Here is a 25,654-nt window from a genome sequence, read left to right on the forward strand (position 1 = left end):
TCAAGTCCTTCCGTAATCAGGAGATATTCCGATAGAAGCCTAGAGACTGTCAGGGTCCCCAAAAAACATCTGAATCCGCGACCGCAACCACCGCTCACCCGGATCGTTATCCTGCGACCCACGCCACGCCATGTGCAGCTCGAAAGTGCGTGTCGGCAACGGTGGATCTTCCGCGCGAAGACCTCCAGCCGCCGTCAGCGCTTCCGCCGTGTAATCAGGCACGGTCGCGACGATGTCGGTGCCCGCCAGCAGCGTACCCAGTCCGTTGAACTGCGGCACCGCCAGTACCACATGCCGTTTACGTTCGAGTTTTTCCAGCTCTTCATCGACGAAACCACTGAGGTCGCCGGCGAACGACACCAGCGCATGCGGTCGGGCGCAGTAATCGTCGAGACTCAACGGTCCCGGCACAGTATCGGCGCGCAGCAATTTGGGTGCGCTGCGGCGCAGGACCTTGCGTTTGGCGTTGGCCGGCAGGTCGGTGGTGTAGCTGACGCCGATGGAGATTTCGCCGGAGGCGAGCAGGCCGGGCATCAGGATGTAGTTGACGCGGCGTACTACCAGCACGATCCCGGGTGCCTCGGCGCGCAGGCGCTTGAGCAACATTGGCAGCAACGCGAATTCGACGTCGTCCGACAGGCCGATGCGAAATACTGAAGTGCTGGTGGCGGGGTCGAATTCCGCTGCGCGGCTGACGGCTGTCGAAATCGAGTCCAGGGCCGGGGAGAGCAGGGCGAAGATTTCCACCGCGCGGGCGGAAGGCTCCATGCTGCGCCCGGTGCGCACAAACAAAGGATCGTCGAACAGGCCACGCAGGCGCGAAAGCGCCGCGCTGATCGCCGGCTGGCCGAGAAACAGCTTTTCCGCCGCACGGGTCACGCTGCGCTCATGCATCAGCGTTTCGAACACGATCAACAGGTTGAGGTCGACACGACGCAGGTCATTACGATTCATCTGGAGTCCTGGCAGAGTCATCAAGCTTGACGAGAGCGACCATATGAGAACAATGGCCGGCATGAATCTTACGGGGAAAGGCTGGTAGTCTGCACCGGGTAATTCAGCTTTACTGAGAAGGCGGCAGCAGTTTTTTCATGGATTTTTTCAATGCTGACCATGCTGCGGAATCAATGACAGGCATGTCGACTATTAATAGCCACTGATAGTCTTGGCTGGAAAGCCCAGATAGAGTTCATGGCATTAGAGGTTACTTTGACGAGGTTTGCGATGTCCCGCACGATCCGTTTTCACAAGTTTGGTCCAGCCGAGGTGCTCAAATGCGAAGAGCATGCGGCTGCTCAGCCAGGTCCTGGCGAAGTGCAGGTGCGTGTCGAGGCGATCGGCATCAGCTGGTATGACACGCTCTGGCGCCAGAATCTGGCGTCGTCCCAGGCGCGTCTGCCTTCCGGCCTCGGTCATGAAATGGCCGGCGTGGTCACGGCGATCGGCGACGGCGTCGAAGATCTTGCCGTGGGCGACAAGGTGGCCAGCTTCCCGGCCGAGAGCCCCAACGATTACCCGGTCTACGGCGAACTGATCGTTCTGCCGCGCACCGCGCTGACCCGTTATCCGGACGTGCTCAGCCCGATTGAAGCCAGCGTGCATTACACGCCGCTGTTGATCGCCTATTTCGGTTACGTTGATCTGGCACGGGTCAAACCCGGGCAGTTCGCCCTGGTGACCGACGCCAGCCACTGTGCCGGTCCGTCCTTCGTCCAGTTGGGCAAGGCGCTGGGTGTACGGGTGATTGCTGCCACCAAAACGGCGGAGGAACGTGAGTATCTGCTGTCGCTCGGTGCCGAGAAAGTGATCGTCACTGAAGAAGAAGACTTGTTGATGCGGATCAACAAGATCACCGACAACCGCGGCGTCGACGTGGTGTTCGACGGTCTCGGCGGGCCTCAGATGTCGCTGCTCGGCGATGTGCTGGCACCCCGTGGCAGTCTGGTGCTGTACGGCCTGCAGGGCGGCAACCAGACGCCGTTCCCGGCCTGCGCAGCGTTCCAGAAGAACATTCAGTTCTTCGTGCATTGCATCGGCAACTTCACCGGCAAACCGGAGCTCGGCATCATTCAGGATCACGTCGCCTTGCAGCGTGCCTTGCGTGATATCAACCAGCTCACTGCCGACCGTGTGCTGCTGCCGCTCAAGACTCGTGTGTTTCCGTTCAACGAGTTTGTCGAAGCTCACCGCTACATGGACGAATGCCCATGCCGCGAGCGGGTTGCCCTGCAAATCGAAACTGCCTGACCCTTCCAATCAGAGTCCGTGGCCGCACGGACTCTTGTGCGTTTAATCCTTCAGATATCGAGAAGCCCCTGGGCCATACGCCTGGGGACGTTCAGCAACTGAACTGGTTTTTGCTCTCGATCTGTATCTTCTAATTGCCCTCCAGACCCTGATAATTGAATGACTACTTTCATCTCAAGGAATGAGCTATGTCTGTGCATTCTATTTGTTCTGTGCAGTATCAATCTGCTGTTTATCAGCGCATCTCAAACTTTTGTTTAAAGTTTGTAGGCGTGTCATGTAATCCCTTCTTTTTTTCTTGTGCTCATCATGTGCAGGGGCTTGTAAGAAGTTTCCTAGGAAAGCTCGACCTTGCAAGGAACCCAGCAACGACGGGGCTTTCGGTCACGCCATTCGTGATTCCAAAATGCCGCGCGCTCAACTGTTTCAAATAACTACAAAAGCTTAAGTGTTAGCATTTCAGCGTCTATTAATTAATGAAGAATGATTGTGCGTCCGCCATTTGCGTCCGTGCGATATAAAACCTTTGATACCGGGTGAAGTACTGATGAGCACGATCCATGATCAGGCAATGAATTATGTCTACCAGCAAGTATTGCAACGACTGCTGAGTTTCTTTTCCCGTGCCGAGCGCACGGCATTGCAGCTGTTGATCCAGCGGCTGGCGGTCGCTGCCGGTGGTATGGATCGCATCGGTGAATTCAAGGTGATGACGATTCAGTCCGGCACACGAGATTGCAGCTACAGCCTGGCCCTGTTGCGTGCTGCCCAGCTGAGCATTGCCGGGCGTGCACCGGCCACGTTCCAGTTACGGGTCGCAACCTTGCGGAGCAATGGCTTACCGGCTTCGGCATTGCACAATCTGCATCGCAGTTTCAGCGCCCTGTTTCTGCATGACGATCCGAGGGTCGAACTGTTGATGGTCGATCATCGCGAGATTCTGCCTTTCAACCATCTGACACCTGTCTGCGATGAAGGTCGTGAAGCCGGCAGAATCGACCTGTTGATGGTCGGGCATCGTCGTGGATGGAATGAGGAGCTGACGTTGTGGGATGACGAGTACTTGACCACCGCCGAGTTCTACGGTCAGGTCGCCCGATGGAACAACGGTGTCGATTCATTCATCAGTAGCGACAGCGCACACCGTCAGGAGCAGTTTCTCGATGGGCTGGACCGCGCAGTGCGCAAGGTCGGCATGGGCGATCTGTCGCGAAAGGGCGGCGGGTTCGATGAACTGTTCAGTCTGCTCGACAACATCGGCGGCGATTGTTATCGCGAACTCTACTCGCAAGACGATCGGGTGCCGTGGCGTCCGCTCGGCGAGTTCGAAGCCTGTCGTCGCACCAGCTATATCGGGATCGACGATATGGTCGTCGGCAAAATGGAGGAGCGCTGGCCCTTGCTCAGCGATTTTCTCGGGTTTCAGGCTGACGAGATGATGCTTGAAGCCCGCCCCGGCGAGTGCGCTGATCCCTTGATCGGCGGCTATTTGAAGGGACTGCAAGCCAGTTACATCGAAGGGAGTACCTACGAGGCCGGCGTATCGGACTATCTGCAGCAATGCCTGGCCACGATGCGCCGCAGGAACACGCCCGAGCAGATTTGCGAACGCTTCGTTGCCACGTTCGACAAAGATCTCGCCGAGCATCGGTCGCTGGCAGCGTCGTCCCTGCAAAAGAATTTCAGTATCAATGAGTCGCAACTGGTTTGTCTGTTGTTCGCTCCCTTCAACAATTCCGGTGCCGGTCTCGAGCGATTCCTGCGCACTTGTCACCCCGGCATGCTGGTCGCCATGCCGGACCTGCACCGCGCCATGCAGGGTTTGCACGCGCCGGAGCAGGTCTTGCAATGGATGACTGATGTCAGCGGTTTGCCCCTGCGACTGATCTGCCGGTTATATGCAATGGGGGCTGTCCGGATGGGCGAACACGTCGCACAAGCTCAGGAGTTGCCCGAGCACGAGGTCACTCTGGGCGACCGCTCGGCGGAAGGTTGAATGGGATTTTGTCGCCCGATCACACGGACACCTCTGCGGACGTACGCTCATGAGTGAGCCGAGAGAATCTGATTTTGCCTACCAAGCGGTCTATCGCTACCTGACGCAACTGATTAGCGAGCCGGGCAACCAAGGGGCGATTCGACTGCCATCGTTAAGGCAGCTGGCCGAGCGGTTGAACGTTTCGATATCGACTATTCAATATGCTTACGCGCTACTGGAGAAAGAAGGCCGGGTCTATTCCGTCGCCAAATCCGGATACTTCGCGCAGCCTGCATCGTCGGTCATGCCGCCCGGACGCGGCGGTGATTTGCTGGAAACGGTGTACGTCAATGCCAGATGCACTGGCATGCAGGTATTGAGCGCCGATGAGCCGGCGTCGATCCAGCCCCTCGATCGTCCGTTGCTGATGCTTGAACGAGAGCTGTTGCGCCAGTATCCCCGGCACCTGCAAACGCCGGCCCAGCCTTGCGGCGAGCTTGAGTTGCGCACGCTGCTGGCGGCGCGCTACACGTCATCGGCCGCTCATTGGTGGCACGCTGAAGACGTCTACATCGGTGCCGATCTGCGAGGAGTGCTGGAAATCCTGATCGCCGTCCTTGAGCTGCGCCACGCAACCGTGGTGATCGAATCGCCGTGTGACTGGATGATCCTGCGCCTTTTCCAGTCCGCCGAGGTTCAGGTGATCGAGTTGCCGCTTCAGCCGGACGGGGCATTCGATCCGCAGAAACTCCAGAGACTGCTTGAAAGCGAGCGGGTGCGATTGATCCTGCTGTCCTCCAGATTGAACATGCCCCACGGTAGTCGTGTCCCGCCGGCCAGCCGTGAAGCCATTGCGCATTTGCTGCTGAGTCATGGCACCTGGTTGCTGGAAAATGATTGCCACGGCGACTTGCTGGACGACGCCGAAGGGGAGCCGCTGCGCGAGTTGGTGGATCCCGACCGCTTGTTGGTGTTTTCCATGTTCGAAAAAATCATCGGGGTCGAAGCACCTTACGGTTTTGTCCTGTCGCGGCAATGGCGTGCGGACCTGCAGCGTCACTTCCTGCTGCGTTCGTTCCGCCTGTCACCGATCCGCCAGAAAGCCATTGCCCGACTCTATGCGAGCGGGCGGGTCGACCAGCATCTGCCAGTGCTCAAGCACTTGCTCAGAGAGCGCCGAACGCAATGGATCGATTTGATACGTGAGCGTCTGGGCGACTTTCTGCAAATCGTGGAACCTGATGGCGGCGCAACAATCTGGCTGCATTCTGCGCGCCCGGTCGTGATGGATGCCGTGTTTCAACGGTTGCTCAAGCAGCACGTGCTGATTGCTCCGGGGGAGTTGTTCAGCCTCAGAGGGTTGCACGCGCAGCACATGCGTTTGAGCGCGATTGGTGGCACGGAACACGAGTTGTTAAGACTTGTCGGACTGCTTGGGGATGCGTTGCGACTGGCTCCGCGGACAGATGCGCGCAAACACTCGGCTTGTACGCAATAGACCCCATCGCACTCCGGACAAACTGCCAGTAAACTCCGGTGTAATTTCCTGAACCACTCTATTTCAGAGGTTTTGCATGACACTCAGTCCTTTTGCGGGCAAACCGGCACCGGCAGAACTGTTGGTCGACATCCCGCGACTGGTTACGGCGTATTACACCGGTCAACCCGACGCCTCGGTTTCCACCCAGCGCGTGGCGTTCGGCACCTCCGGGCACCGGGGCAGTTCCTTTGATTTGAGTTTCAACGAGTGGCACGTTTTGGCCATCAGCCAGGCGATCTGCCTGTATCGCGAAGCCCAGGGCATCACCGGGCCGCTGTTCGTCGGTATCGACACCCATGCGTTGTCGACCCCGGCCGGGGCCAGCGCCCTGGAAGTGCTGGCGGCCAACGGCGTGACCGTAATGATCGCCGAAGGCGATGAATACACGCCCACCCCGGCAGTCTCCCACGCCATTCTTTGCTACAACCGTGGTCGCACCACGGGCCTTGCCGACGGCATCGTCATTACGCCGTCGCACAACCCGCCTCAAAGCGGCGGCTACAAATACAACCCAACCAACGGCGGCCCGGCCGACACCCATATCACCAAGTGGATCGAAGCCAAGGCCAACGAACTGCTGGCCAACAAACTGGCCGGCGTCAAACGCATCAGCTACGAGCAAGCGCTCAAGGCCGAAACCACCCACCGTCACGACTACGTCAACACCTACGTCGCCGACCTGATCAACGTCATCGACTTCGATGCCATTCGCGGGGCCAAACTGCGCCTGGGCGTCGATCCGTTGGGCGGAGCAGGGGTGCGCTACTGGTCGGCGATTGCCGAGCACTATCGTCTGGACCTGGATGTGGTGAACAAGGAAGTCGATTCGACGTTCCGCTTCATGACCGTCGACTGGGACGGGCAGATCCGCATGGACCCATCGTCCAGCCATGCCATGCAAGGCCTGATCGGTCTGAAGGAACGCTTTGACGTGGCCTTCGCCTGCGATCCGGATCACGACCGCCACGGTATCGTCACACCGTCCGGCGGCCTGCTGGCACCGAATAACTACCTGGCGGTGTCGATCGACTACCTGTTCCAGAACCGTCCGCAATGGCGCGCCGATGCTGCCGTGGGTAAAACCGTGGTCAGCAGCGGTCTGATCGATCGCGTGGCCAAGCGTCTGGGCCGTCGCCTATATGAAGTACCGGTTGGCTTCAAATGGTTTGCCGATGGTCTGTTCGACGGCTCGCTGGGTTTTGGCGGCGAAGAAAGCGCCGGCGCCTCGTTCCTGCGCAAGGACGGCGGTGTCTGGAGCACTGACAAGGACGGTCTGATTCCAGCCCTGTTGGCCGCTGAAATGACTGCCCGTACCGGACGCGACCCAAGCCAGGCCTACCGTGCGCTGACCGATGAACTGGGCGAGCCGTTCTCGGTGCGTGTCGACGCCAAGGCCAATCCGGAACAGAAAGCGCTGCTGAGCAAACTGTCGCCGGAGCAGGTCACCTCGACCGAGCTGGCGGGCGAGAAGATCCAGAGCATTCTGAGCAAGGCTCCAGGCAACGATCAGGCCATTGGCGGTCTGAAAGTGATGACTGAAAACGGCTGGTTCGCTGCGCGTCCGTCGGGCACTGAAGACATCTACAAGATCTACGCCGAAAGCTTCATCGGCGACGACCACCTCAAGCAACTGGTGGCTGAAGCACAAACCCTGGTAGACGGTGCTATCAGCACCCAATAAATCCAGACTGCGAAAAAGGGCGACCCTGAGGTCGCCCTTTTTTGTGCCCGCGATTCGCCGATCAGGCCAGATCCACCAGCACGATCTCGCTGTCTTCCAGCGCCGTGACGGTCAACACCTGTTCATCAGCCACCGCCACACCGTCTCGAGCTTGTGCGCGCAAGCCGTTGACTTCAATGACGCCCGTGGCCGGAACCAGATAGGCACGACGCCCGGCATCGAGACGGTATTCAGCCGTTTCCCCGGCCTTGATATTGGCCGCCACCAAGCGCGCGTCGGCGCGGATGCGCAGGCTCTGATCGTCACCGTCCTTGCCGCTGGCGAGGGTCACGAAACCTTCGCGGTCGCCTTTCGGGAACGGTTTGGCGCCCCAGGACGGCGGTGCGCCGGTTTCGGTCGGCAGAATCCAGATCTGGAAGATCTTGGTGTCCGTGGCTTCCAGGTTGTATTCGCTGTGGGCGATTCCGGTGCCGGCGCTCATGACCTGCACGTCGCCAGCCTCGGTGCGGCCCTTGTTGCCCAGGTTGTCCTGGTGGCTGATCGCACCTTCACGCACGTACGTGATGATTTCCATGTCGCGGTGCGGGTGAGTAGGGAAGCCCGTGCCGGCGGCAATGATGTCGTCGTTCCACACGCGCAGGTTGCCCCAGCTCATACGTTGCGGATCGTAGTACTCGGCGAACGAAAAATGGTGATGGGCATCCAACCAGCCGTGATGGGCGCCGCCCAGCGAGCTGAAGGGTCTGAGTTCAAGCATGATCGTCTCCTCAAAAGGTTCGTCATGGGGCGCGATGCCTGAGCCACGAAGCGAGACCGGTGATTGATGGCAGCCATCATCTATCAGTCAACCATCGAGAAAAAGCGTAAAAACTGCGGCATTCCAATCGAATCGGTTGATATGAAAAAGGCTCGAAACCGTCTCATCCCACCTTCAATTCATCGCCTAAACCAATGACCTGTAAGCATTTCGCTAGAACAAAAAAGCAAATGCAGACACCATAGCCCTCAACAGCCTCACATCCGGAGTCCGTCAGCGTGGCGCAACACACCCCCGATCTTCCTCCCGAACTTCGTCCCTTGGCCGAGATGCCCTGGTTCAAACGCCTGGCGGCGCGTTTTCTTGGCCACGGTCTGACGCAACTGCGCGCCCAGCACCGGGCTTCGTGGTTGCACGGCCAGGCCGACGGCTTTCGCAGCGGGCATACCGCCGGCGTGGATTACGGGTACAAGGAAGGCAAGGCTGACGGGCTGGAAGAGGGCCGCCAGGTCTTGTTGATCCGCGACAGTCGCAATACCGAGCATCGCCCGCCGGGTATCGACAATCACTTGTTCGACGACTGGCGTCTGCCGCTCAGCGCAGAACTGAAGAAGCGCATGAAAGCCGATGTCGCGCGCCTGCTGCCAGCCCACGCCCAGCCAAGCGTGGCGCAATGGAAAATGATTTTCAGCGATACCCCGTCAACCTCGGTGATTGCCGGCGCCGGAGCCGGCAAGTCCACCACGCTGGTGCTGCGGATCGTGCTGCTGACTCACTACCTGGGTTTTGAGCTCGATTCGATGACCGTGGTGACCTTCACCCGCGAGTCGCGCAAGGACTTCATCAACAAACTGATCGAACTGTTCGCGTTGTGGGGCCGGGCATTGAGTCAGAAAGCTGCGAAGGATCTGGTGCGCACCTTTCACTCGCGGATCTTGCCGATGGTTCGCAGCCTGCCGGGGTTCGAGCGCTTGCAGGCATTCGAAAACCTCAGCCAGCGCGGGCCGGATAGAGATGAAGACATAGACAGCAATCCGTTCGATTTGCGCATCAACGACGCGCAACGCCAGCAGCTCAACGCCTGCTACCACCGTCTCTACAACCAAGATCCGCGTTTTGCACAACTGATCCAGCCCTTGTCACGGCATGCCCTGCAATTAAAGGAGCTGGAACGCGATCACCCGGACGTGCAAAAGCGCGTGGCAGTGACAGAGCTGGCGGCCCGGCGCGATGAAGAGCTGTGCGACATGATCGAGGACATGTGGCTCCGCGCCGGCGCCTGGCCGATCAAGGGTATCGAACCAAGCCGCGAGACTTTCGAAATCAACGGTGCTTCGTTCCATTGCCACGGCTACATTCCAAGCCTGGACGCCTGGGTCGTTCTGGGTTTCGACCCTCGGGAAAACCCGCAGGTCTGTCGTCCGAACGCCAAGCTGACGGTACGCGCGGAGTGGGCAGTCAAACGCACCCTGTTTCAAGCTTTCTGTCGTAAACCATTGATCTGGCTTGATAGTTACGAGTCATCAAAGCGTTTATTGGCCACGCTGGCAGGCGATGTCAGCGCCGGTCCCGGCTTCGATTACAAGGTCAAGGGCGAGCTCGCTTCCGCGCCGTTGCTCGACTGTTTTGTCGCCGCCGCAGGCTTCATCGAGAACCTGGGCCTGGATGTGCCGGACGCCGTTGGCCGTATGAGTTTCGCCAAGGACGATCCGGACCGGTTTTTCTTCGAAGCCTTGAGCCTGTTCTGGCGAGCGCTGGAAGACCATTTGCTGGATCAGAAACCGCCGGTCATGACCTACAACCGCATGTTCGCGCTGTTCAGCGAGCATTCGCCGGAGAACTTCAAACTGCTCAGCGATGAGTTACTGCGGCCGATGTCGCACCTGATGATCGATGAGTTTCAGGACGTTTCACCGCAAATCGTCTCGTGGATTCGCGCCAGCCTCTCGGAAATCCGCAGTCGCGGGCCGGCCATGCACGTCGGGCGAGGTGCACAGCGATCCTCGCTGCTTTGCGTAGGCGATGACTGGCAATCGATCTACGGCTGGCGCGGCAGTTCGCCGAGTTACTTCATGGAATTCAACAAGGAATTCCCGTCGCCGAGTACGACGAGGGTGATGCTTAGCGAAAACTATCGCAGCCATCAGCACATTATCGACGCGGCGGAGCACATCGTTCGTGCGGCACCGGCGATTCCCGGCAAGAAGGCCAAGGCCAGCGGCGAAGAGAAGCTGTTGCATCCGGTCAACGTGGCGGAGCGCGACGATCAGGCACTCGGCCAGCGCCTTGCAGAACACTATCGAAAGGGCGATTCAATCCTGATGCTCTATCGAAAAAGCAGCGATAAGTTGTTGATAGAGCAGCATATTCAGTCTGTAGTTAATGTGGATTCGAGCTTGCCATACGAGTCCCGACGCCTGAAACAACTGACCTATCACAGCGCCAAAGGTCTGCAGGCCGACGCGGTCTTCCTGCTGGGCGATTGCCAGCACCTGACCAGTTCGCCGTACAAGAATCAGGTGTATCGCATGGCCGGACTGGGCAAGGCTGGTGACAGCGAGCCTTATGACAGTGCGCAAAAGGACGAAATCCTGCGCCTTGCTTATGTCGGCATCACCCGCGCAGTCAGCCATTGCTACTGGTACGTAGAGCCGCAAGACACGCAGGCAGTCAACATGCCTCGGGCTTCGGACCGGGTCGCCAAAGGCAAACCGTTCTTCGTCGATCATCGTCCGGAAAAGAAAACGGCCTGAATCCATCACCCATAAAAAAGCCCGCACAAAGCAGGCTTTTTATTTTAAATCAGCTAGTTACGCGTAACTCTTGAGAGATTCTGGAGGAATAAAAGCCTCCAATTCGTCCTCGACGGCCTCGATTATTCGCTCCACATCCGCCGCGTTCATGACCGTGGCACAGGGAATGCCGGCGATCGCGATCAGGGTTTCGCCGCTGGCCCGATCGAACAGGCGCGCGACCAGACTGCCCGGCGCATCCATGGTCGCCTCGAAACCCATGGGATGAAAATGCCAGCGCATGAGCTGGCAGGCATTGGGAAACGTGACTTTGCTTGACCCTTTGTTCATGTGTTGCCCGCCTTCTTCATCGAGCGCTTCCGTTTGCTCATGTTAGGTGGGAAGAGCCTTCATTGGCTCAACCGGTGACTGCTTTTAAAAGTAGCATCTGAATGTGAAATTCCTGTGAGAATTTTCAGTTCATTTAGCGATTGCGAGGATTCTTTTGATGTAAGTCACGATCCACCCAATCGTCGCCAAAGTGCCATTACGGTCGGGTTATTGATGCAACGCCAGAAGTTGGGCAAGCTCGGTTCTTTTTCCAAGAGTCCCTTATGCACGCCGATGATGACGGCCCGGAACAGACGCGGGCCACGGCCGAAACGGTCATGCGCTATCACCTGTGCTGGAAACACCGGGACCTGGATGGCGTGATGGCGCTGTACCACCCGGACATCCAGTACAACGATTTTTTCCAGAACCGCGTGCTCGGCCTCGACGAGTTGCGCGAGTACGTGCGGGTCAGCATGCCGCGCGAATCCGACGAAGCGCTGGAGCATTGCGACCGCATCCGCATCGACGGCAATACCGCATTCATTCAGTACGAAGTGACATTGCGCGGCGGCAACGGGCTGGTGTCGTTTCGCTCCAGCGAAGCGATCACGGTCAAGGACGGGCAGATCTGGCGGGTCAACGAATATGCTTCGCTGGTGCGCGAGCAGGCCGATAGCCCGACGACAAGCAGCCAGCGTCCGGCGGTGAGTCGACTGGGGCTGTCGCCGCGCCAGTTGAGTTTCATGGCCGATGACTTGCAGCAGTATTTCCAGCGTCAGCAGCCTTATCTCGACCCCGAGCTCGACCTGCAGCGGGTGGCGAAGGAGTGCGGGTACAGCCGCAATCAGATTTCCTATTTGCTCAATCAGGTGCTGGGGCAAAGTTTCTACCGCTACGTCAATCAGGCGCGTCTGCAACATCTATTGCAGTCGCTGGACAACGCCACGCCGCCGTTGCGCATCGATGAACTGGCCTTCGCCGCCGGTTTCAATTCGCTGTCGGCTTTCTATAGCTGCTTTCGCCAGCACACCGGCCAGTCGCCCAAGGCCTACGCGAAGCAAATTTCTTTGCGGACACGCGCGCAAGACAATCCCTGAGTTCTGCCTCTAGGATCGACGCCATCGAAACCTGGATTGGCGGAGTCTTGCATGCCGGCGTGGCGCACTATCAGTTTGTGGATGGACCAACTCGACGAGCCGCTGATCGCGCGCCCGTCGCTTGCGCAGGATCTGGACGTCGACGTGGCGATCATCGGTGCCGGTTACACCGGGCTGTGGACGGCGTACTACCTGAAACAACAGGCGCCAAACCTGAACATCGCCATCATCGAAGCGCAAACCGCCGGGTTCGGCGCGTCCGGTCGCAACGGCGGCTGGTTGATGGGCAATCTGCTGGGCGAGGATCGCCTGCTGGCAGGGTTGTCGCCACAACAACGCCGCGCTTCATTCGACCTGTTGCACAGCATTCCCGATGAAGTGGAAATCGTCCTCGAACGCGAAGGTGTCGACTGTGATTACCGCAAAGGCGGAGTGCTGTATTGCGCCGCGCGCTATCCCGAGCAGGAAGCCAATCTTCGCGACTACCTGAAAAAGCTCCACGCTCAGGGCCTGACCGACGACGATTACCGCTGGCTAAGCCCGGAGCAACTGGCGCAGCAGCTGCGCATCGCCAAACCCTACGGCGCCATCTTCGCCCCGCATGTGGCGACCATTCACCCGGCGAAACTGGTGCGCGGCCTGGCGCGAACCGTCGAACGCCTGGGAGTGAAAATCTACGAAAACAGCCCGGTGACCCATTGGCAGGCCGGCAGCCTGCGCACCGACAAGGCCAGCGTGCGCAGCCGCTGGATCGTCCCGGCCATCGAAGGCTACTCCGTCACGCTGCCACCGCTGGGCCGTTATCAATTACCGGTGCAGAGCCTGATCGTCGCCACCGAGCCGTTGTCCGCCGCGACCTGGGATGCAATCGGCCTCAGCCGGGGGCAGGCGTTCAGCGAATTCAGTCGTCAGGTCACTTACGGCCAGCGTAGTGCCGATAACCGGCTGATTTTCGGCGCCCGTGGCGGTTATCAGTTCGCCGGCAAGTTGCGCCACAACTTCGACCTGACCCGTGATGAAGTCGACCTGCGTCGCTATCTGTTCGGCGAGCTGTTCCCGCAACTGAAAAACGTCCAGATCACCCACGCCTGGGGCGGCAACCTCGGCATGTCCCGGCATTTCAAGCCGCACATGCTCTGTGATCGGGCCAACGGCATCGCGCTGTCCGGCGGCTATGGCGGGGAGGGTGTCGGCGCTTCCAATCTGGGTGGGCGCACGCTTGCGGATCTGATTCTCGAGCGCGACACCGAGCTGACGCATCAGCCGTGGGTGCTGCCCGACGGCGGGATCCACGCGCTGCGGGCATGGGAGCCGGAACCGTGCCGCTGGCTCGGCTACAACGCGATCATCAAAAGCTTCGTCCACGAAGACCAGACCCTGGCCAACCCGGCGACTGCGCCCTGGCGGCGCAAGCTTGCCAGCCAGGTGGCCGGGTTCATGGAAGGTTTCATGCACTAATCGTTGTTTACTAGCAGACAGGTAACGCCATGAGCATCACCCAATTCAAGAACACCGCCACGTTGCAGCTGGAAGAATCCAACCCGGTGGCCGTGCCGCTCGGCACGCCGGTGGCGATTGCCTCGACCACCAGCGTCGAGCGCGACGACGGCGTCGAGACCGGCGTCTGGGAATGCACCCCCGGTCGCTGGCGCCGTCAGATCACCGCTCAGGAGTTCTGCCATTTCATTTCCGGTCGCTGCACGTTCACCCCGGACGACGGCGGCGAACCCCTGCACATACAAGGTGGCGACGCACTGATGTTGCCGGCCAACACGCTCGGGATCTGGGACATCGAAGAAACCGTGCGCAAGACCTATGTCCTGATTTTCTGACGTTTTGATCCTTTTGATTGCCTGCCAACAACAATAGCCAATACAGGAATCGATCCATGATCCGAAAGACCCTCGCACTCGCACCCTTGATGCTCGCCGTCTCCCTCGCTCAGGCGGCGGATACGGTCAAGGTTTACAACTGGTCCGACTACATAGCACCGGACACCGCCAAGAACTTCGAAAAGGCCAGCGGCATTGGCGTCACCTATGACGTCTACGACAGCAACGAAACTCTCGACGGCAAGTTGATGACCGGTAAATCCGGTTACGACGTGGTGTTTCCGTCCAACCACTTCATGGCGCGGCAAATCGAAGGCGGGGCGCTGAAGAAGCTCGACAAGAGCCAGTTGCCGAACTGGAAGAACCTCAACCCGGTATTGCTCAAGGCCTTGCAGACCAACGATCCGGGTAACGAACACGGCTTTCCATACCTGTGGGGCAGCACCGGCATCGGCTATAACATCGCCAAGGTCAAAGCCGTGCTGGGTGACAACGCGCCGGTCGATTCCTGGGATCTGATCTTCAAACCCGAATACATGGAAAAACTGCAGAAATGCGGCGTGGCGATCCTCGACAACGGCCCGGAACTGCTGCCGGCGGCGCTCAACTACCTGGGTCTGCCGCATCACAGCAAGAATCCCGAGGACTACAAGAAAGCTGAAGCGCTGCTGATGAAAGTGCGGCCTTATGTCAGCTATTTCCATTCCTCGAAGTACACCAGCGATCTGGCCAATGGCGATATTTGCGTGGCGGTCGGTTTCTCCGGCGACATCCTGCAGGCGGAAAACCGCGCCAAGGAAGCGAAGAACGGCATCGAAATCGGCTACGAGATTCCCAAGGAAGGCGCCGCCATCTGGTTCGACATGGTCGCCATGCCCGCCGACGCACCGGACGAGAAGGCCGGCTACGCGTTCATGAACTACCTGCTGCAGCCCGACGTAATGGCCGGCATCAGCAACTACGTGCACTACGCCAATGGCAACGAACAGGCCGACAGCCTGATCGACCCGGCGATCAAGAACGACACCAAGGTTTATCCGAGCCCGGAGATGATGGGCAAGCTGTTCGCACTGGAAGCGATGCCGCTGAATATCGACCGGATTCGCACGCGGGTGTGGAACAAGATTCGTACTGGCAGCTGAAGAAAACAGGCGAGGGCGGTACAGCCCTCGCCTGAGTATGTTCTGTTGGATCAACTTGATATCAAACCACTGGCATTGCACCGATAAAGTGCAGCAAAGTGAGACGTTGCTAACAAAAAACAACTTACCGATATTTAATATTTAAATAAGAAATCGTCAGACAATTAGGCAAACTCACCACACTTACAAACTTCTTTCGGCAGCACGCGCTTTGTTTACGGGAGTTTCCCGGAACAGTTCAATTTGATCTCAAAAAAACGCTAGACGTTAGATTTCAAATTGTGTCAGGTTTCTTACGCCTTCATTGGGCGAGTGATAGGACAATCTCGCCAGAGGTTGTCGCTATCGGACAAAAACTGTTCCATTGCTAAACAAGGAAGTGTGTTTATGTCGAAAGTAAAAGCTAACGCTATTGATACCGCCGAACAGGCTTTCCAGCTGGGCGCGGCGCCGGAACCACTGGCGGCAACCAGCACGGCGTATAACCAGATCAATAGCTTCAGCCATCAGTACGATCGTGGCGGCAACCTCACGGTCAATGGCAAACCCTCTTTTTCCGTCGACCAGGCCGCAACCCAGTTGCTGCGCGACGGCGCTGCCTACCAGGACAAGGATGGCAGCGGCAAGATCGAACTCACCTACACGTTCCTGACTTCGGCATCGTCCAGCACGATGAACAAGCACGGGATCACCGGGTTCAGTCAGTTCAGTGCTCAACAGAAAGCCCAGGCCGTGCTCGCCATGCAATCCTGGGCCGATGTGGCCAACGTCACCTTCACCGAGAAAGCCTCGGGCGGTGATGGCCACATGACCTTCGGTAACTACAGCGGTGGCCAGGATGGCGCTGCAGCGTTCGCTTATCTGCCAGGCACTGGCGCCGGTTACGACGGCACGTCGTGGTACCTGATCAACAGTGGCTACACGCAAAACAAAAATCCGGATCTGAACAACTACGGTCGTCAGACCCTGACCCACGAAATCGGCCACACCCTTGGCCTGGCGCACCCGGGCGACTACAACGCCGGCAACGGCAACCCGACCTACAATGACGCGACCTACGGGCAAGACACCCGCGGCTACAGCGTCATGAGCTACTGGAGCGAAAGCAACACCAGCCAGAACTTCAGCAAGGGCGGCGTGGAAGCTTATTCCTCCGGCCCGCTGATGGATGACATCGCAGCGATCCAGAAGCTCTACGGCGCCAACCTGACCACCCGTACCGGTGACACCACCTACGGCTTCAACTCCAACGCCGGTCGCGATTTCCTCAGCGCCTCGTCGTCGGCCGACAAGCTGGTGTTCTCGGTGTGGGATGCGGGCGGCAAGGACACCTTCGACTTCTCGGGTTTCACCCAGAACCAGAAGATCAACCTCAATGAAGCCTCGTTCTCTGACGTTGGCGGCCTGGTGGGCAACGTGTCCATCGCCAAGGGCGTCACCATCGAGAACGCGATCGGCGGTTCGGGCAACGACCTGCTGATCGGCAACAGCGCGGCCAACGAGCTCAAGGGTGGTGCCGGCAACGACATCATCTGGGGCGCCGGCGGTGCGGACAAGCTGTGGGGCGGCGCAGGTTCGGACACCTTTGTGTTCGCGGCCAGCTCTGATTCCAAGCCGGGTGCGATCGATCAGATCCTCGATTTCGTCAGCGGTCTCGACAAAATCGACCTGACCGGTATCACCAAGGGCGCAGGCCTGCACTTCGTCAGCGCCTTCACCGGCGCGGCGGGTGATGCGGTTCTGACGTCCTCGGGCGGCAACAGCCTGTTGTCGGTGGACTTCTCCGGGCACGGCGTGGCTGATTTCCAGGTCAGCACCGTTGGCCAGGCGGCCACCAGCGATATCGTGGCGTGATGTAACACGGGAAAGCGGTGCGTTATGCGCCGCTTTCTTCGCTTGCTTCGTCTCGCTACGTGCGCAAGGCTACACGCCGGAGTGAAATTTCCTATGATTCGAAACCCTTTTTCCCGCATGGCAGTCACCTGTTTCATGCCGATGCTGATGATTTCTGGAGAAACAACCATGGCAAGCAGCCTCAGACTCGAAGATCCATCGGTATTCGCCGGGCACTGGCAGGCGACGCTGACCGCCGCCCATGACGCTCCCGAAGCACAGGCACTGCAAGACAAACCTTCCAACACCTGCCAGATCGACCTTGAGCCGAACCAGACACTGGGCCACGGCGCCGACTGTCTGAGCGCCTGGCTACAGGAAAACGCCATCGGCTGGTTTCCCGATCCGGACGGTCTTTCGATCACTGGCAAGGAAGGCTCCAGAATTCTTTTTTTCGGCCGACAACATGACGGACTTTATTCCAGTACTTTGAAGTCGGGTCTGATCGTGACGCTCAAGCGTGTCGAGCAATAACGCAGCGAATATAAAGAAGTACCCGACAGTTATAAGTATTCGAAAAAGTTGTTATGAAAATGTAAGCGGGTACTTGCAAGTCATCTCTCGCAGGTAAGCGAAATAACAATTGAGCGCTCGTCACTTTTGGGCGGGTTCAATCATTTCAGGAAGAATCAATGAAGATGGCGAAGGCCCCAGCCACTGCTCCCTTATTCAAGGCCTTGGGTGACTATAAAAGCATTCTGATCAGCGTCGGATGTTTTACCGCATTGATAAACGTGCTGATGCTGGTGCCCTCCATATATATGCTCCAGGTCTATGACCGGGTGCTGTCTTCGCAGAACGAAACCACCCTGGCGATGCTGTCGCTGATGGTCGTCGGTTTCTTCGCCTTCATCGGTCTGCTGGAAGTGGTGCGCAGTTTTATCGTGATCCGCATCGGCAGCCAGTTGGAGCGCCGATTCAACCTGCGGGTCTATCAGGCGGCCTTCGAGCGCAACCTGTTCAAGGGCGAGGGTAACGCCGGGCAGTCCCTGGGCGACCTGACCCACATTCGCCAGTTCGTCACCGGGCCTGCGCTGTTCGCATTCTTTGATGCGCCGTGGTTCCCGGTCTACCTGTTCGTGATTTACCTGTTCAACGTCTGGCTCGGCGTGCTGGCCACGGCGGGTGCGCTACTGCTGATCGCGCTGGCGTGCCTGAACGAATACATGACCAAAAAGCCGCTGGGCGAAGCTGCCGGCTACTCGCAGAAATCCAGCCAGTTGGCCACCAGCCACCTGCACAACGCCGAAACCATTCAAGCCATGGGCATGCTCGGTGCCTTGCGCAAGCGTTGGTTCCAGGTGCATTCGCGCTTTCTTGGCCTGCAGAATCAGGCCAGCGACACTGGCGCAGTCATCAGCTCGCTGAGCAAAACCTTGCGTCTGTGCCTGCAATCGCTGGTGCTGGGCCTTGGCGCACTGTTGGTGATCAAGGGTGATATGACCGCCGGGATGATGATCGCCGGCTCGATCCTGATGGGTCGGGTACTGAGCCCGATCGACCAGTTGATCGCCGTGTGGAAGCAGTGGAGCGGGGCGAAGCTGGCTTACCGTCGCCTCGATGCGTTGCTGCAGGCCTTCCCGCCGAGCGATGACGCCATGGCGCTGCCGGCGCCGAAAGGCCAGATCACCTTCGAACAAGTCAGCGCCGGTCCTCCCGGCCAGCGCGCCGCAACTCTGCATATGGTCAATTTCAACCTGGGGGCCGGTGAAGTGTTGGGCGTGCTCGGTGCCTCCGGCTCCGGCAAGTCGACCCTGGCGCGTGTGCTGGTCGGCGTATGGCCGGCGCTTGGCGGCACGGTGCGTCTGGACGGCGCCGACATCCACCGCTGGAACCGCGATCAGCTCGGCCCGTACATCGGCTACCTGCCACAGGACATCGAGCTGTTCAGCGGCAGCATCGCCGAGAACATCGCCCGCTTCAGTGAAGCCGATCCGCAAAAGGTTGTGGCCGCCGCGCAACAGGCCGGCGTGCACGAACTGATCCTGCGCATGCCGCAAGGCTACGACACCCAACTGGGCGAGGATGGCAGCGGTCTGTCCGGCGGCCAGAAACAGCGCGTGGCCCTGGCCCGTGCACTGTACGGCAACCCGAGCCTGGTGGTGCTGGACGAGCCGAATTCCAACCTCGACACCGTCGGCGAAGCCGCGTTGTCCAGCGCGATCGTGCAGCTCAAGGCCCAGGGCACCACCGTAGTGCTGGTGACGCACCGTTCTTCGGTGCTGGCCCAGGCCGACAAGCTGCTGGTGCTCAACGACGGTCGCCTGCAAGCCTTCGGCCCGAGCCACGATGTGCTCAAGGCGCTGTCCGCAAACCAGCCCGGCAATCAGCCCGGCAACCCATCACAACACAATGAAAAACCTGCGCAAGCACCGGCCGGGCTCAGCATGAGCCGACAGTATCAGCCGACGACAAGGAATTCGGGTGTATGAGCAGCGCGAGCATGAACACGCAAAACGAAGCGACGATGGAACACGCGTACATCACCGAACGCCCGGAGCGCGATGCAAAATTCTTCGCCCGCATGGGCTGGATTCTGGCGCTGGTCGGTGCCGGCAGTTTCTTCACCTGGGCGGCATTGGCGCCGCTGGATCAAGGCATTCCGGTGCAAGGCACCGTGGTGGTGTCGGGCAAGCGCAAGGCCGTACAGTCGATGAGCAGCGGTGTGGTCAGCCGGATTCTGGTGCGCGAGGGCGAAATTGTTAAGCAGGGCCAGCCGCTGTTCCGCCTCGACCAGACCCAGGTCGCCGCCGACGTGCAGTCGTTGCAGGCGCAATACCGCATGGCCTGGGCCAGCCTGGCGCGCTGGCAGGCCGAGCGTGACAACCTCAAGCAAGTGACGTTTCCGGCCGAGCTGAGCGATAACGCCGATCCGCGCCTGGCACTGGTGCTGGAAGGCCAGCGGCAATTGTTCAGCAGCCGCCGCGAAGCGTTCTCCCGCGAGCAAGCCGCCCTGCGCGCCAGCATCGAAGGCGCCACCGCGCAACTGGCCGGCATGCGCCGCGCCCGTACTGACCTCAACGCGCAGGCTGACTCGCTGCAACAACAGTTGAGCAACCTGCAACCGCTGGCTGACAACGGCTACATCCCGCGCAACCGCTTGATGGAATACCAGCGCCAGTTGTCGCAGGTCCAGCAACAACTGGCCGAAAACACCGGCGAAAGTGGCCGGGTCGAGCAGGGCATTCTTGAGTCCCGCCTGAAGCTGCAACAGCACGGTGAGGAATACCAGAAGGAAGTCCGCACCCAACTGGCCGACGCGCAACTGAAAAGCGTCACGCTGTCGGAGCAACTGACTTCCGCCGGTTTCGACCTGCAACACAGCGAAATCCTCGCCACCGCCGACGGCGTGGCAGTCAACCTCAGCGTACACACCGAAGGCGCCGTGGTGCGTCAGGGCGAAACCCTGCTGGAAATCGTCCCGCAAGGCACGCGCCTGGAGGTCGAAGGTCACCTGCCGATCAACCTGATCGACAAGGTCGGCACGCACCTGCCGGTCGACATCCTGTTCACCGCGTTCAATCAGAGCAAGACGCCACGGGTCCCCGGCGAAGTCAGCCTGATTTCCGCTGACCAGATGGTCGACGAGAAAACCGGTGTGCCGTACTACGTGTTGCGCAGCAGCGTCAGCGATCAGGCCATGGAAAAACTCAACGGTCTGGTGATCAAGCCCGGCATGCCGGCGGAAATGTTCGTGCGCACTGGCGAACGTTCACTCCTCAACTACCTGTTCAAGCCGCTGCTCGACCGCGCCGGTTCCGCGTTGACCGAAGAATAAGGATGTTCGGCTGTATGAATAAGCTTTCCATGCTGGCGGCAGCGTTCGCGCTGCTCGCGGGCAACAGTGCAATGGCGGCCATGGGGCCGTTCGAGATCTACGAACAGGCGTTGCGCAATGACCCGGTGTTCCTCGGCGCGATCAAGGAACGCGACGCAGGCCTTGAAAACCGCGCCATCGGCCGCGCCGGCCTGTTGCCGAAACTGGGTTACAACTACAACAAGGGCCGCAACTCGTCGAAAGCCACGTCCCTCGACGAACGCGCGCGCAATCGCACCGATGACCGCAACTACAGCAGCTACGGCTCGAGCCTGACCCTGCAACAACCGTTGCTCGACTACGAAGCCTACGCGGCGTATCGCAAAGGTGTGGCCCAGTCGCTGTTTGCCGACGAAAACTTTCGCGGCAAGAGCCAGGAACTGCTGGTTCGCGTACTGGACAACTACACCAAGGCTTTGTTTGCCCAAGATCAGATCGACATCGCGCAGGCCAAGAAGAAGGCGTACGAGCAGCAGTTCCAGCAGAACGAGCACATGTTCAAGCAGGGCGAGGGCACTCGCACCGACATCCTCGAAGCCGAGTCGCGTTATGAACTGGCGACCGCCGAGGAAATCGAGGCCCGCGACGAGCAGGACGCCGCGCTACGGGAGTTGGGCGCATTGGTAGGCGTGCCGGCGATGGACATCAGTGATCTGGCACCGCTGGATCAGAATTTCCAGACATTCGCCTTGATGCCGGCCAACTACGACACCTGGCACGAACTGGCAGTCAGCAACAACCCGAACCTCGCGTCGCAGCGTCAGGCGGTGGAAGTGGCGCGGTACGAAGTCGAGCGCAACCGCGCCGGGCACCTGCCGAAAGTCAGCGCGTACGCCACGATGCGCCAAAACGAATCGGAAAGCGGCAACACCTACAACCAGCGTTACGAAACCAACACCATCGGTTTTGAAGTCAGCGTGCCGCTGTATGCCGGCGGCGGCGTGTCGGCCTCGACCCGCCAGGCCAGCCGCACCATGGAACAGGCCGAATACGAACTGGACGGCAAGACCCGTGAGACGCTGATCGAATTGCGTCGCCAGTTCAGTGCGTGCCTGTCCGGGGTCAACAAGCTGCGCGCCTATCAAAAGGCCCTGGCCTCGGCCGAAGCGCTGGTCGTGTCGACCAAGCAAAGCATTCTCGGTGGCGAGCGAACCAACCTCGACGCACTGAACGCCGAACAACAACTATTTACCACCCGCCGCGACCTGGCCCAGGCACGCTATGACTACCTTATGGCCTGGACCAAATTGCATTACTACGCGGGCACCTTGAGCGAACAGGATCTGGCGCGGGTGGATGAGGCGTTTGGGGTGGCTCGACGTTGATGTGCATGGCTTCAGAGCGGCCCTCACCCTAACCCTCTCCCGGAGGGAGAGGGGACTGATCGGGGGATATTTTGGACGTACACCGACCTGATCGGGCGTCACCGAATCCAGCATCGACCCGGTTTTTCAGGTCGATGTATGACGCAAGACACCTCGATCAGCTCCCTCTCCTTGGGGAGAGGGCTGGGGTGAGGGGAATGGGCAACACCGCAGAATCAACCTGCATAAAACAATAAAAGTGAGTGGTGAACATGGACGTACGCATCAAGCCGGTTTCGGTCGGCACCCTGCTGCTTGTGATTTCTTCGACCCAGGCTCAGGCGCAGTACCTGGAATCCGGACAACCCGGCGATCCGGCCAGTTGGCGCAGCGCCGAGTTCCTGCGTGACTGGGGCCTGGACCGGATGCAGGCCGATCAGGCCTACGCCACCGGCATCACTGGCAAGGGCGTGAAAATCGGCGCGCTGGACTCCGGTTTCGACGCCGCCCATCCCGAGTTCGCCCGTGACCGCTATCACCCGGTACTGGCCAGCGGCAGCTATATCGACGGCTCGCTGTTCAATGTCAACGGCACCCTCAACCCGAACAACGACTCCCACGGCACCCACGTGGTCGGCACCATGGGCGCATCCCGCGATGGCACCGGCATGCATGGCGTGGCGTACAACGCGCAGATCTACGTCGGCAACACCAACAAGAACGACAGTTTCCTGTTCGGCCCCAATCCTGATCCGCGCTACTTCAAAGCGGTGTACGACGCTCTGGCCGATGCCGGTGTGCGGGCGATCAACAACAGCTGGGGCAGCCAGCCACCGGATGTCAGCTACCGAACCCTCGCGGACTTGCACGCCGCTTACGCCCAGCACTGGAACAAAGGCACCTGGCTGGATGCGGCAGTGGATGTTTCCCGTCGAGGCGTGATCAACGTGTTCAGCGCTGGCAATAGCGGCTACCCGAATGCCAGCGTGCGCTCGGCGCTGCCGTACTTCCAGCCGGATCTGGAAGGCCACTGGCTGGCGGTTTCCGGGCTCGATCAAAGCAATCAGCAGAAGTACAACCAGTGCGGCATCGCCAAATACTGGTGCATCACCACGCCGGGGGCGAAGATCGACAGCACCATTCCCGACGGCGGTTATGCGATCAAGTCCGGCACGTCGATGGCCGCGCCGCACGCCACCGGCGCACTGGCGCTGGTGATGGAGCGCTATCCGTACATGAATAACCAGCAGGCTCTCGAAGTGCTGCTGACCACCGCTACCCAGCTCGACGGTTCAGTGACCGACGCGCCCACCGAGCGAGTCGGCTGGGGCGTAGCCAACCTGTACCGGGCGATGCGCGGTCCGGGGCAATTGCTCGGAGCGTTCGACGCCAACCTGGCAGCCGGGCAGAGCGATGTCTGGAGCAATGACATCAGCGACAAGGCGCTGATCCAGCGCCAGGGCGAAGACCTCGCCGAACACAGCGCCTGGCAGCAAACCCTGCAAAACAAAGGCTGGCAGAACGGCGTGCCGGCCGGCGCCAGTCAACAGGATCAGACCGATTACGCCGTGGGCATGGCTCGCGATGCAGCGGCTGCCAGTCGGGTGTATCAGGGCAGTCTGATCAAGTCCGGCGACGGGCGACTGGTTCTGACCGGTAACAACAGCTATCGCGGGCCGACCACGGTCAATGGCGGTCTGCTGACGGTGAACGGTTCGCTGACTTCGGCCGTAACCGTCAACGACGGCGGCACCCTCGGTGGCTCCGGGCGGATCGGCGCGTTGACCGCCAATAGCGGCGGCCGCGTGGCTCCGGGCAATTCCATCGGCACGTTGAACGTGGCGGGTGACGTGACCTTCGCGCCAGGCTCGACCTACGCGGTGGAACTGTCTCCCACCAGCAGCGACCGCATCGTCGCCGGCGGCACTGCATCCATCAACGGCGCTACTGTAAGCCTGTCGCTGGAAAACAGCCCGACGCTGCTCAGCACCACCGAGGCCAGAAGCCTGCTCGGCCGGCAGTACGAGATTCTGCAAGCGGCAGGTGGCATTCAGGGGCGGTTCGGTGCGGTGCTGCCGGATTATCTGTTCATCGGTGGCAGCCTGGCCTACAGCGACAGCGGCATCGGCTTGAATGTCGAGCGCAACGCAACATCGTTCGCCAGCGTCGGCCAGACACCGAATCAACGTGCTGTGGCTGCCGCCGTGGAAGGCATGGGCGCGGGCAGTTCGGTTTACGAAAGCCTGCTGTTGTCGGCCACCGCCGGTGACGCGCAACAAGCCTTTCAACAGTTGAGTGGCGAAATCTATCCGGCCCTCGGGTCGGTGCTGATCAACGACAGCCGGCAACTGCGCGACGCCATTGGCGAACGCCTACATAACTCGAATGCCGCGCAAAACAACGGCTGGATCAAGGCCCTCGGCGCCTGGGGCACAACCGATTCGCAGCACGACACCGCTGGATACAGCACGTCGATTGGCGGCCTGCTGGCCGGTGTCGACGGAGCGCTGGACGAGCAGACCCGCATCGGTCTGGTCACCGGTTACAGCGACAGCTCGCTGAGCATGGGCTCGGGCACGCATTCTTCGGCCAAGGTCGACAGCTATCACCTCGGCGCCTACGCCGGTCACGACATCGGCGCCTGGCGCCTGAGCACCGGCGCGGCCTACAGCTGGCATCGCGCCGATGTGAAACGCGACTTGCAGTACGGCAACGTCAGCGCCAGGCAAAAAGCCAAGGTCGATGCCGCCACCACTCAGGTATTCGGAGAAGCGGCTTATCGACTGAACCTGCAACCGCTGGCCCTGGAGCCGTTCGCCAACCTGGCCTACGTGCACCTCGACACCGACGGCTTCACCGAGAAGGGCGACGCCGCCGCGCTGAAAAGCGGCGGCGACCAGCGCGACGCGGTGTTGAGCACCCTCGGCGTGCGGGCGATCAAGACCTTCGACCTGCCGTCCGCGCAGAAGCTGCAAGTGAGCGGACACCTGGGCTGGCAGCACAGCCTGACCGACATCGACTCCGAACAGCATTTGCGTTTTGCCAGCGGCAGCGCGCCGTACACGGTCGAAAGCTCGCCACTGGTGCGCGACGCTGCGCTGATCGGCGTGCAGGCCAGCCTGGCGCTGACCCGCGACGTGCGGATCAACCTCGATTACACCGGACAACTGGCCAGCCGCGAGAAGCAGCATGGCGTGGGCCTGAGCCTGAACTGGCAGTTCTAGACACACGGATGATCGTTCCCACGCTCTGCGTGGGAATGCCTCTAGGGACGCTCCGCGTCCAGTGACGCGGAGCGTCA

The 25,654-nt window shown here is 59.9% G+C and carries 18 protein-coding genes; 15 read left to right on the forward strand and 3 right to left on the reverse strand.

Annotated features, from left to right (window positions below; translation table 11 throughout):
- Window positions 1–39: 39 nt before the first annotated feature.
- Complete coding sequence (locus GQX66_RS23155; RefSeq protein WP_074690647.1) at window positions 40–954, reverse strand: LysR family transcriptional regulator; 915 nt, start codon at window positions 952–954, stop codon at window positions 40–42.
- A gap of 270 nt (window positions 955–1,224) precedes the next feature.
- On the opposite strand from GQX66_RS23155, the gene GQX66_RS23160 reads away from it, so the two are divergent.
- The 4 genes from GQX66_RS23160 (at window position 1,225) to pgm (ending at window position 7,446) form a co-directional block, all read left to right on the forward strand.
- The gene (locus GQX66_RS23160) at window positions 1,225–2,247 is read left to right on the forward strand and encodes a zinc-dependent alcohol dehydrogenase family protein (protein WP_064381679.1); all 1,023 of its coding nucleotides are present in this window, start codon (window positions 1,225–1,227) and stop codon (window positions 2,245–2,247) included.
- Window positions 2,248–2,794: 547 nt separating this feature from the next.
- A complete protein-coding gene (locus GQX66_RS23165) occupies window positions 2,795–4,243 on the forward strand; it encodes a hypothetical protein (protein ID WP_240871707.1) in 1,449 nt (482 codons plus the stop codon).
- 49 nt (window positions 4,244–4,292) lie between these two features.
- Complete coding sequence (locus GQX66_RS23170) at window positions 4,293–5,723, forward strand: PLP-dependent aminotransferase family protein (RefSeq protein WP_240871710.1); 1,431 nt, start codon at window positions 4,293–4,295, stop codon at window positions 5,721–5,723.
- A 76-nt stretch (window positions 5,724–5,799) separates the two neighbouring features.
- The gene (gene pgm, locus GQX66_RS23175; protein WP_085745729.1) at window positions 5,800–7,446 is read left to right on the forward strand and encodes a phosphoglucomutase (alpha-D-glucose-1,6-bisphosphate-dependent); all 1,647 of its coding nucleotides are present in this window, start codon (window positions 5,800–5,802) and stop codon (window positions 7,444–7,446) included.
- A 61-nt stretch (window positions 7,447–7,507) separates the two neighbouring features.
- Here pgm and GQX66_RS23180 read toward each other — a convergent pair whose 3' ends face one another.
- Entirely contained in the window at window positions 7,508–8,203 is a 696-nt protein-coding gene (locus tag GQX66_RS23180; protein WP_085683700.1) for a pirin family protein, read from the reverse strand.
- Between the two features lie 278 nt (window positions 8,204–8,481).
- On the opposite strand from GQX66_RS23180, the gene GQX66_RS23185 reads away from it, so the two are divergent.
- Entirely contained in the window at window positions 8,482–10,956 is a 2,475-nt protein-coding gene (locus GQX66_RS23185) for a UvrD-helicase domain-containing protein (RefSeq protein WP_240871712.1), read from the forward strand.
- Between the two features lie 57 nt (window positions 10,957–11,013).
- Here GQX66_RS23185 and GQX66_RS23190 read toward each other — a convergent pair whose 3' ends face one another.
- On the reverse strand, window positions 11,014–11,286 hold the full coding sequence (locus GQX66_RS23190) for a DUF1652 domain-containing protein (RefSeq protein WP_011334086.1): 273 nt from the start codon (window positions 11,284–11,286) through the stop codon (window positions 11,014–11,016).
- 263 nt (window positions 11,287–11,549) lie between these two features.
- Here GQX66_RS23190 and GQX66_RS23195 point away from each other — a divergent pair, with 263 nt between their 5' ends.
- The 10 genes from GQX66_RS23195 (at window position 11,550) to GQX66_RS23240 (ending at window position 25,577) form a co-directional block, all read left to right on the forward strand.
- Window positions 11,550–12,365, forward strand: a complete 816-nt coding sequence (locus GQX66_RS23195) for a helix-turn-helix domain-containing protein (RefSeq protein WP_085745727.1) — start codon at window positions 11,550–11,552, stop codon at window positions 12,363–12,365.
- A gap of 51 nt (window positions 12,366–12,416) precedes the next feature.
- A complete protein-coding gene (locus GQX66_RS23200) occupies window positions 12,417–13,823 on the forward strand; it encodes an FAD-dependent oxidoreductase (RefSeq protein WP_240871713.1) in 1,407 nt (468 codons plus the stop codon).
- A 29-nt stretch (window positions 13,824–13,852) separates the two neighbouring features.
- On the forward strand, window positions 13,853–14,197 hold the full coding sequence (locus GQX66_RS23205) for a cupin domain-containing protein (protein WP_134019923.1): 345 nt from the start codon (window positions 13,853–13,855) through the stop codon (window positions 14,195–14,197).
- Window positions 14,198–14,253: 56 nt separating this feature from the next.
- Window positions 14,254–15,339 (forward strand): polyamine ABC transporter substrate-binding protein, encoded by a 1,086-nt coding sequence (locus GQX66_RS23210; RefSeq protein WP_007954580.1) that lies wholly within the window; start codon window positions 14,254–14,256, stop codon window positions 15,337–15,339.
- Between the two features lie 387 nt (window positions 15,340–15,726).
- On the forward strand, window positions 15,727–17,193 hold the full coding sequence (locus GQX66_RS23215) for a serralysin family metalloprotease (RefSeq protein ID WP_102716848.1): 1,467 nt from the start codon (window positions 15,727–15,729) through the stop codon (window positions 17,191–17,193).
- Between the two features lie 93 nt (window positions 17,194–17,286).
- Window positions 17,287–17,706 (forward strand): AprI/Inh family metalloprotease inhibitor, encoded by a 420-nt coding sequence (locus GQX66_RS23220; protein ID WP_158247722.1) that lies wholly within the window; start codon window positions 17,287–17,289, stop codon window positions 17,704–17,706.
- A 158-nt stretch (window positions 17,707–17,864) separates the two neighbouring features.
- The gene (locus tag GQX66_RS23225) at window positions 17,865–19,664 is read left to right on the forward strand and encodes a type I secretion system permease/ATPase (RefSeq protein ID WP_085745721.1); all 1,800 of its coding nucleotides are present in this window, start codon (window positions 17,865–17,867) and stop codon (window positions 19,662–19,664) included.
- Window positions 19,661–21,010, forward strand: a complete 1,350-nt coding sequence (locus GQX66_RS23230; protein WP_134019932.1) for an HlyD family type I secretion periplasmic adaptor subunit — start codon at window positions 19,661–19,663, stop codon at window positions 21,008–21,010. Before GQX66_RS23225 ends, GQX66_RS23230 begins: the two co-directional genes overlap by 4 nt.
- Before the next feature lie 2 nt (window positions 21,011–21,012).
- On the forward strand, window positions 21,013–22,374 hold the full coding sequence (locus GQX66_RS23235; protein ID WP_085745720.1) for a TolC family outer membrane protein: 1,362 nt from the start codon (window positions 21,013–21,015) through the stop codon (window positions 22,372–22,374).
- Window positions 22,375–22,625: 251 nt separating this feature from the next.
- Entirely contained in the window at window positions 22,626–25,577 is a 2,952-nt protein-coding gene (locus tag GQX66_RS23240) for an autotransporter serine protease (RefSeq protein WP_240871715.1), read from the forward strand.
- The last annotated feature ends 77 nt before the right edge of the window (window positions 25,578–25,654 follow it).

Origin of the sequence: Pseudomonas sp. B707, assembly GCF_022496685.1 — a bacterium.
GTDB classification, from domain to species: domain Bacteria; phylum Pseudomonadota; class Gammaproteobacteria; order Pseudomonadales; family Pseudomonadaceae; genus Aquipseudomonas; species Aquipseudomonas paraglycinae.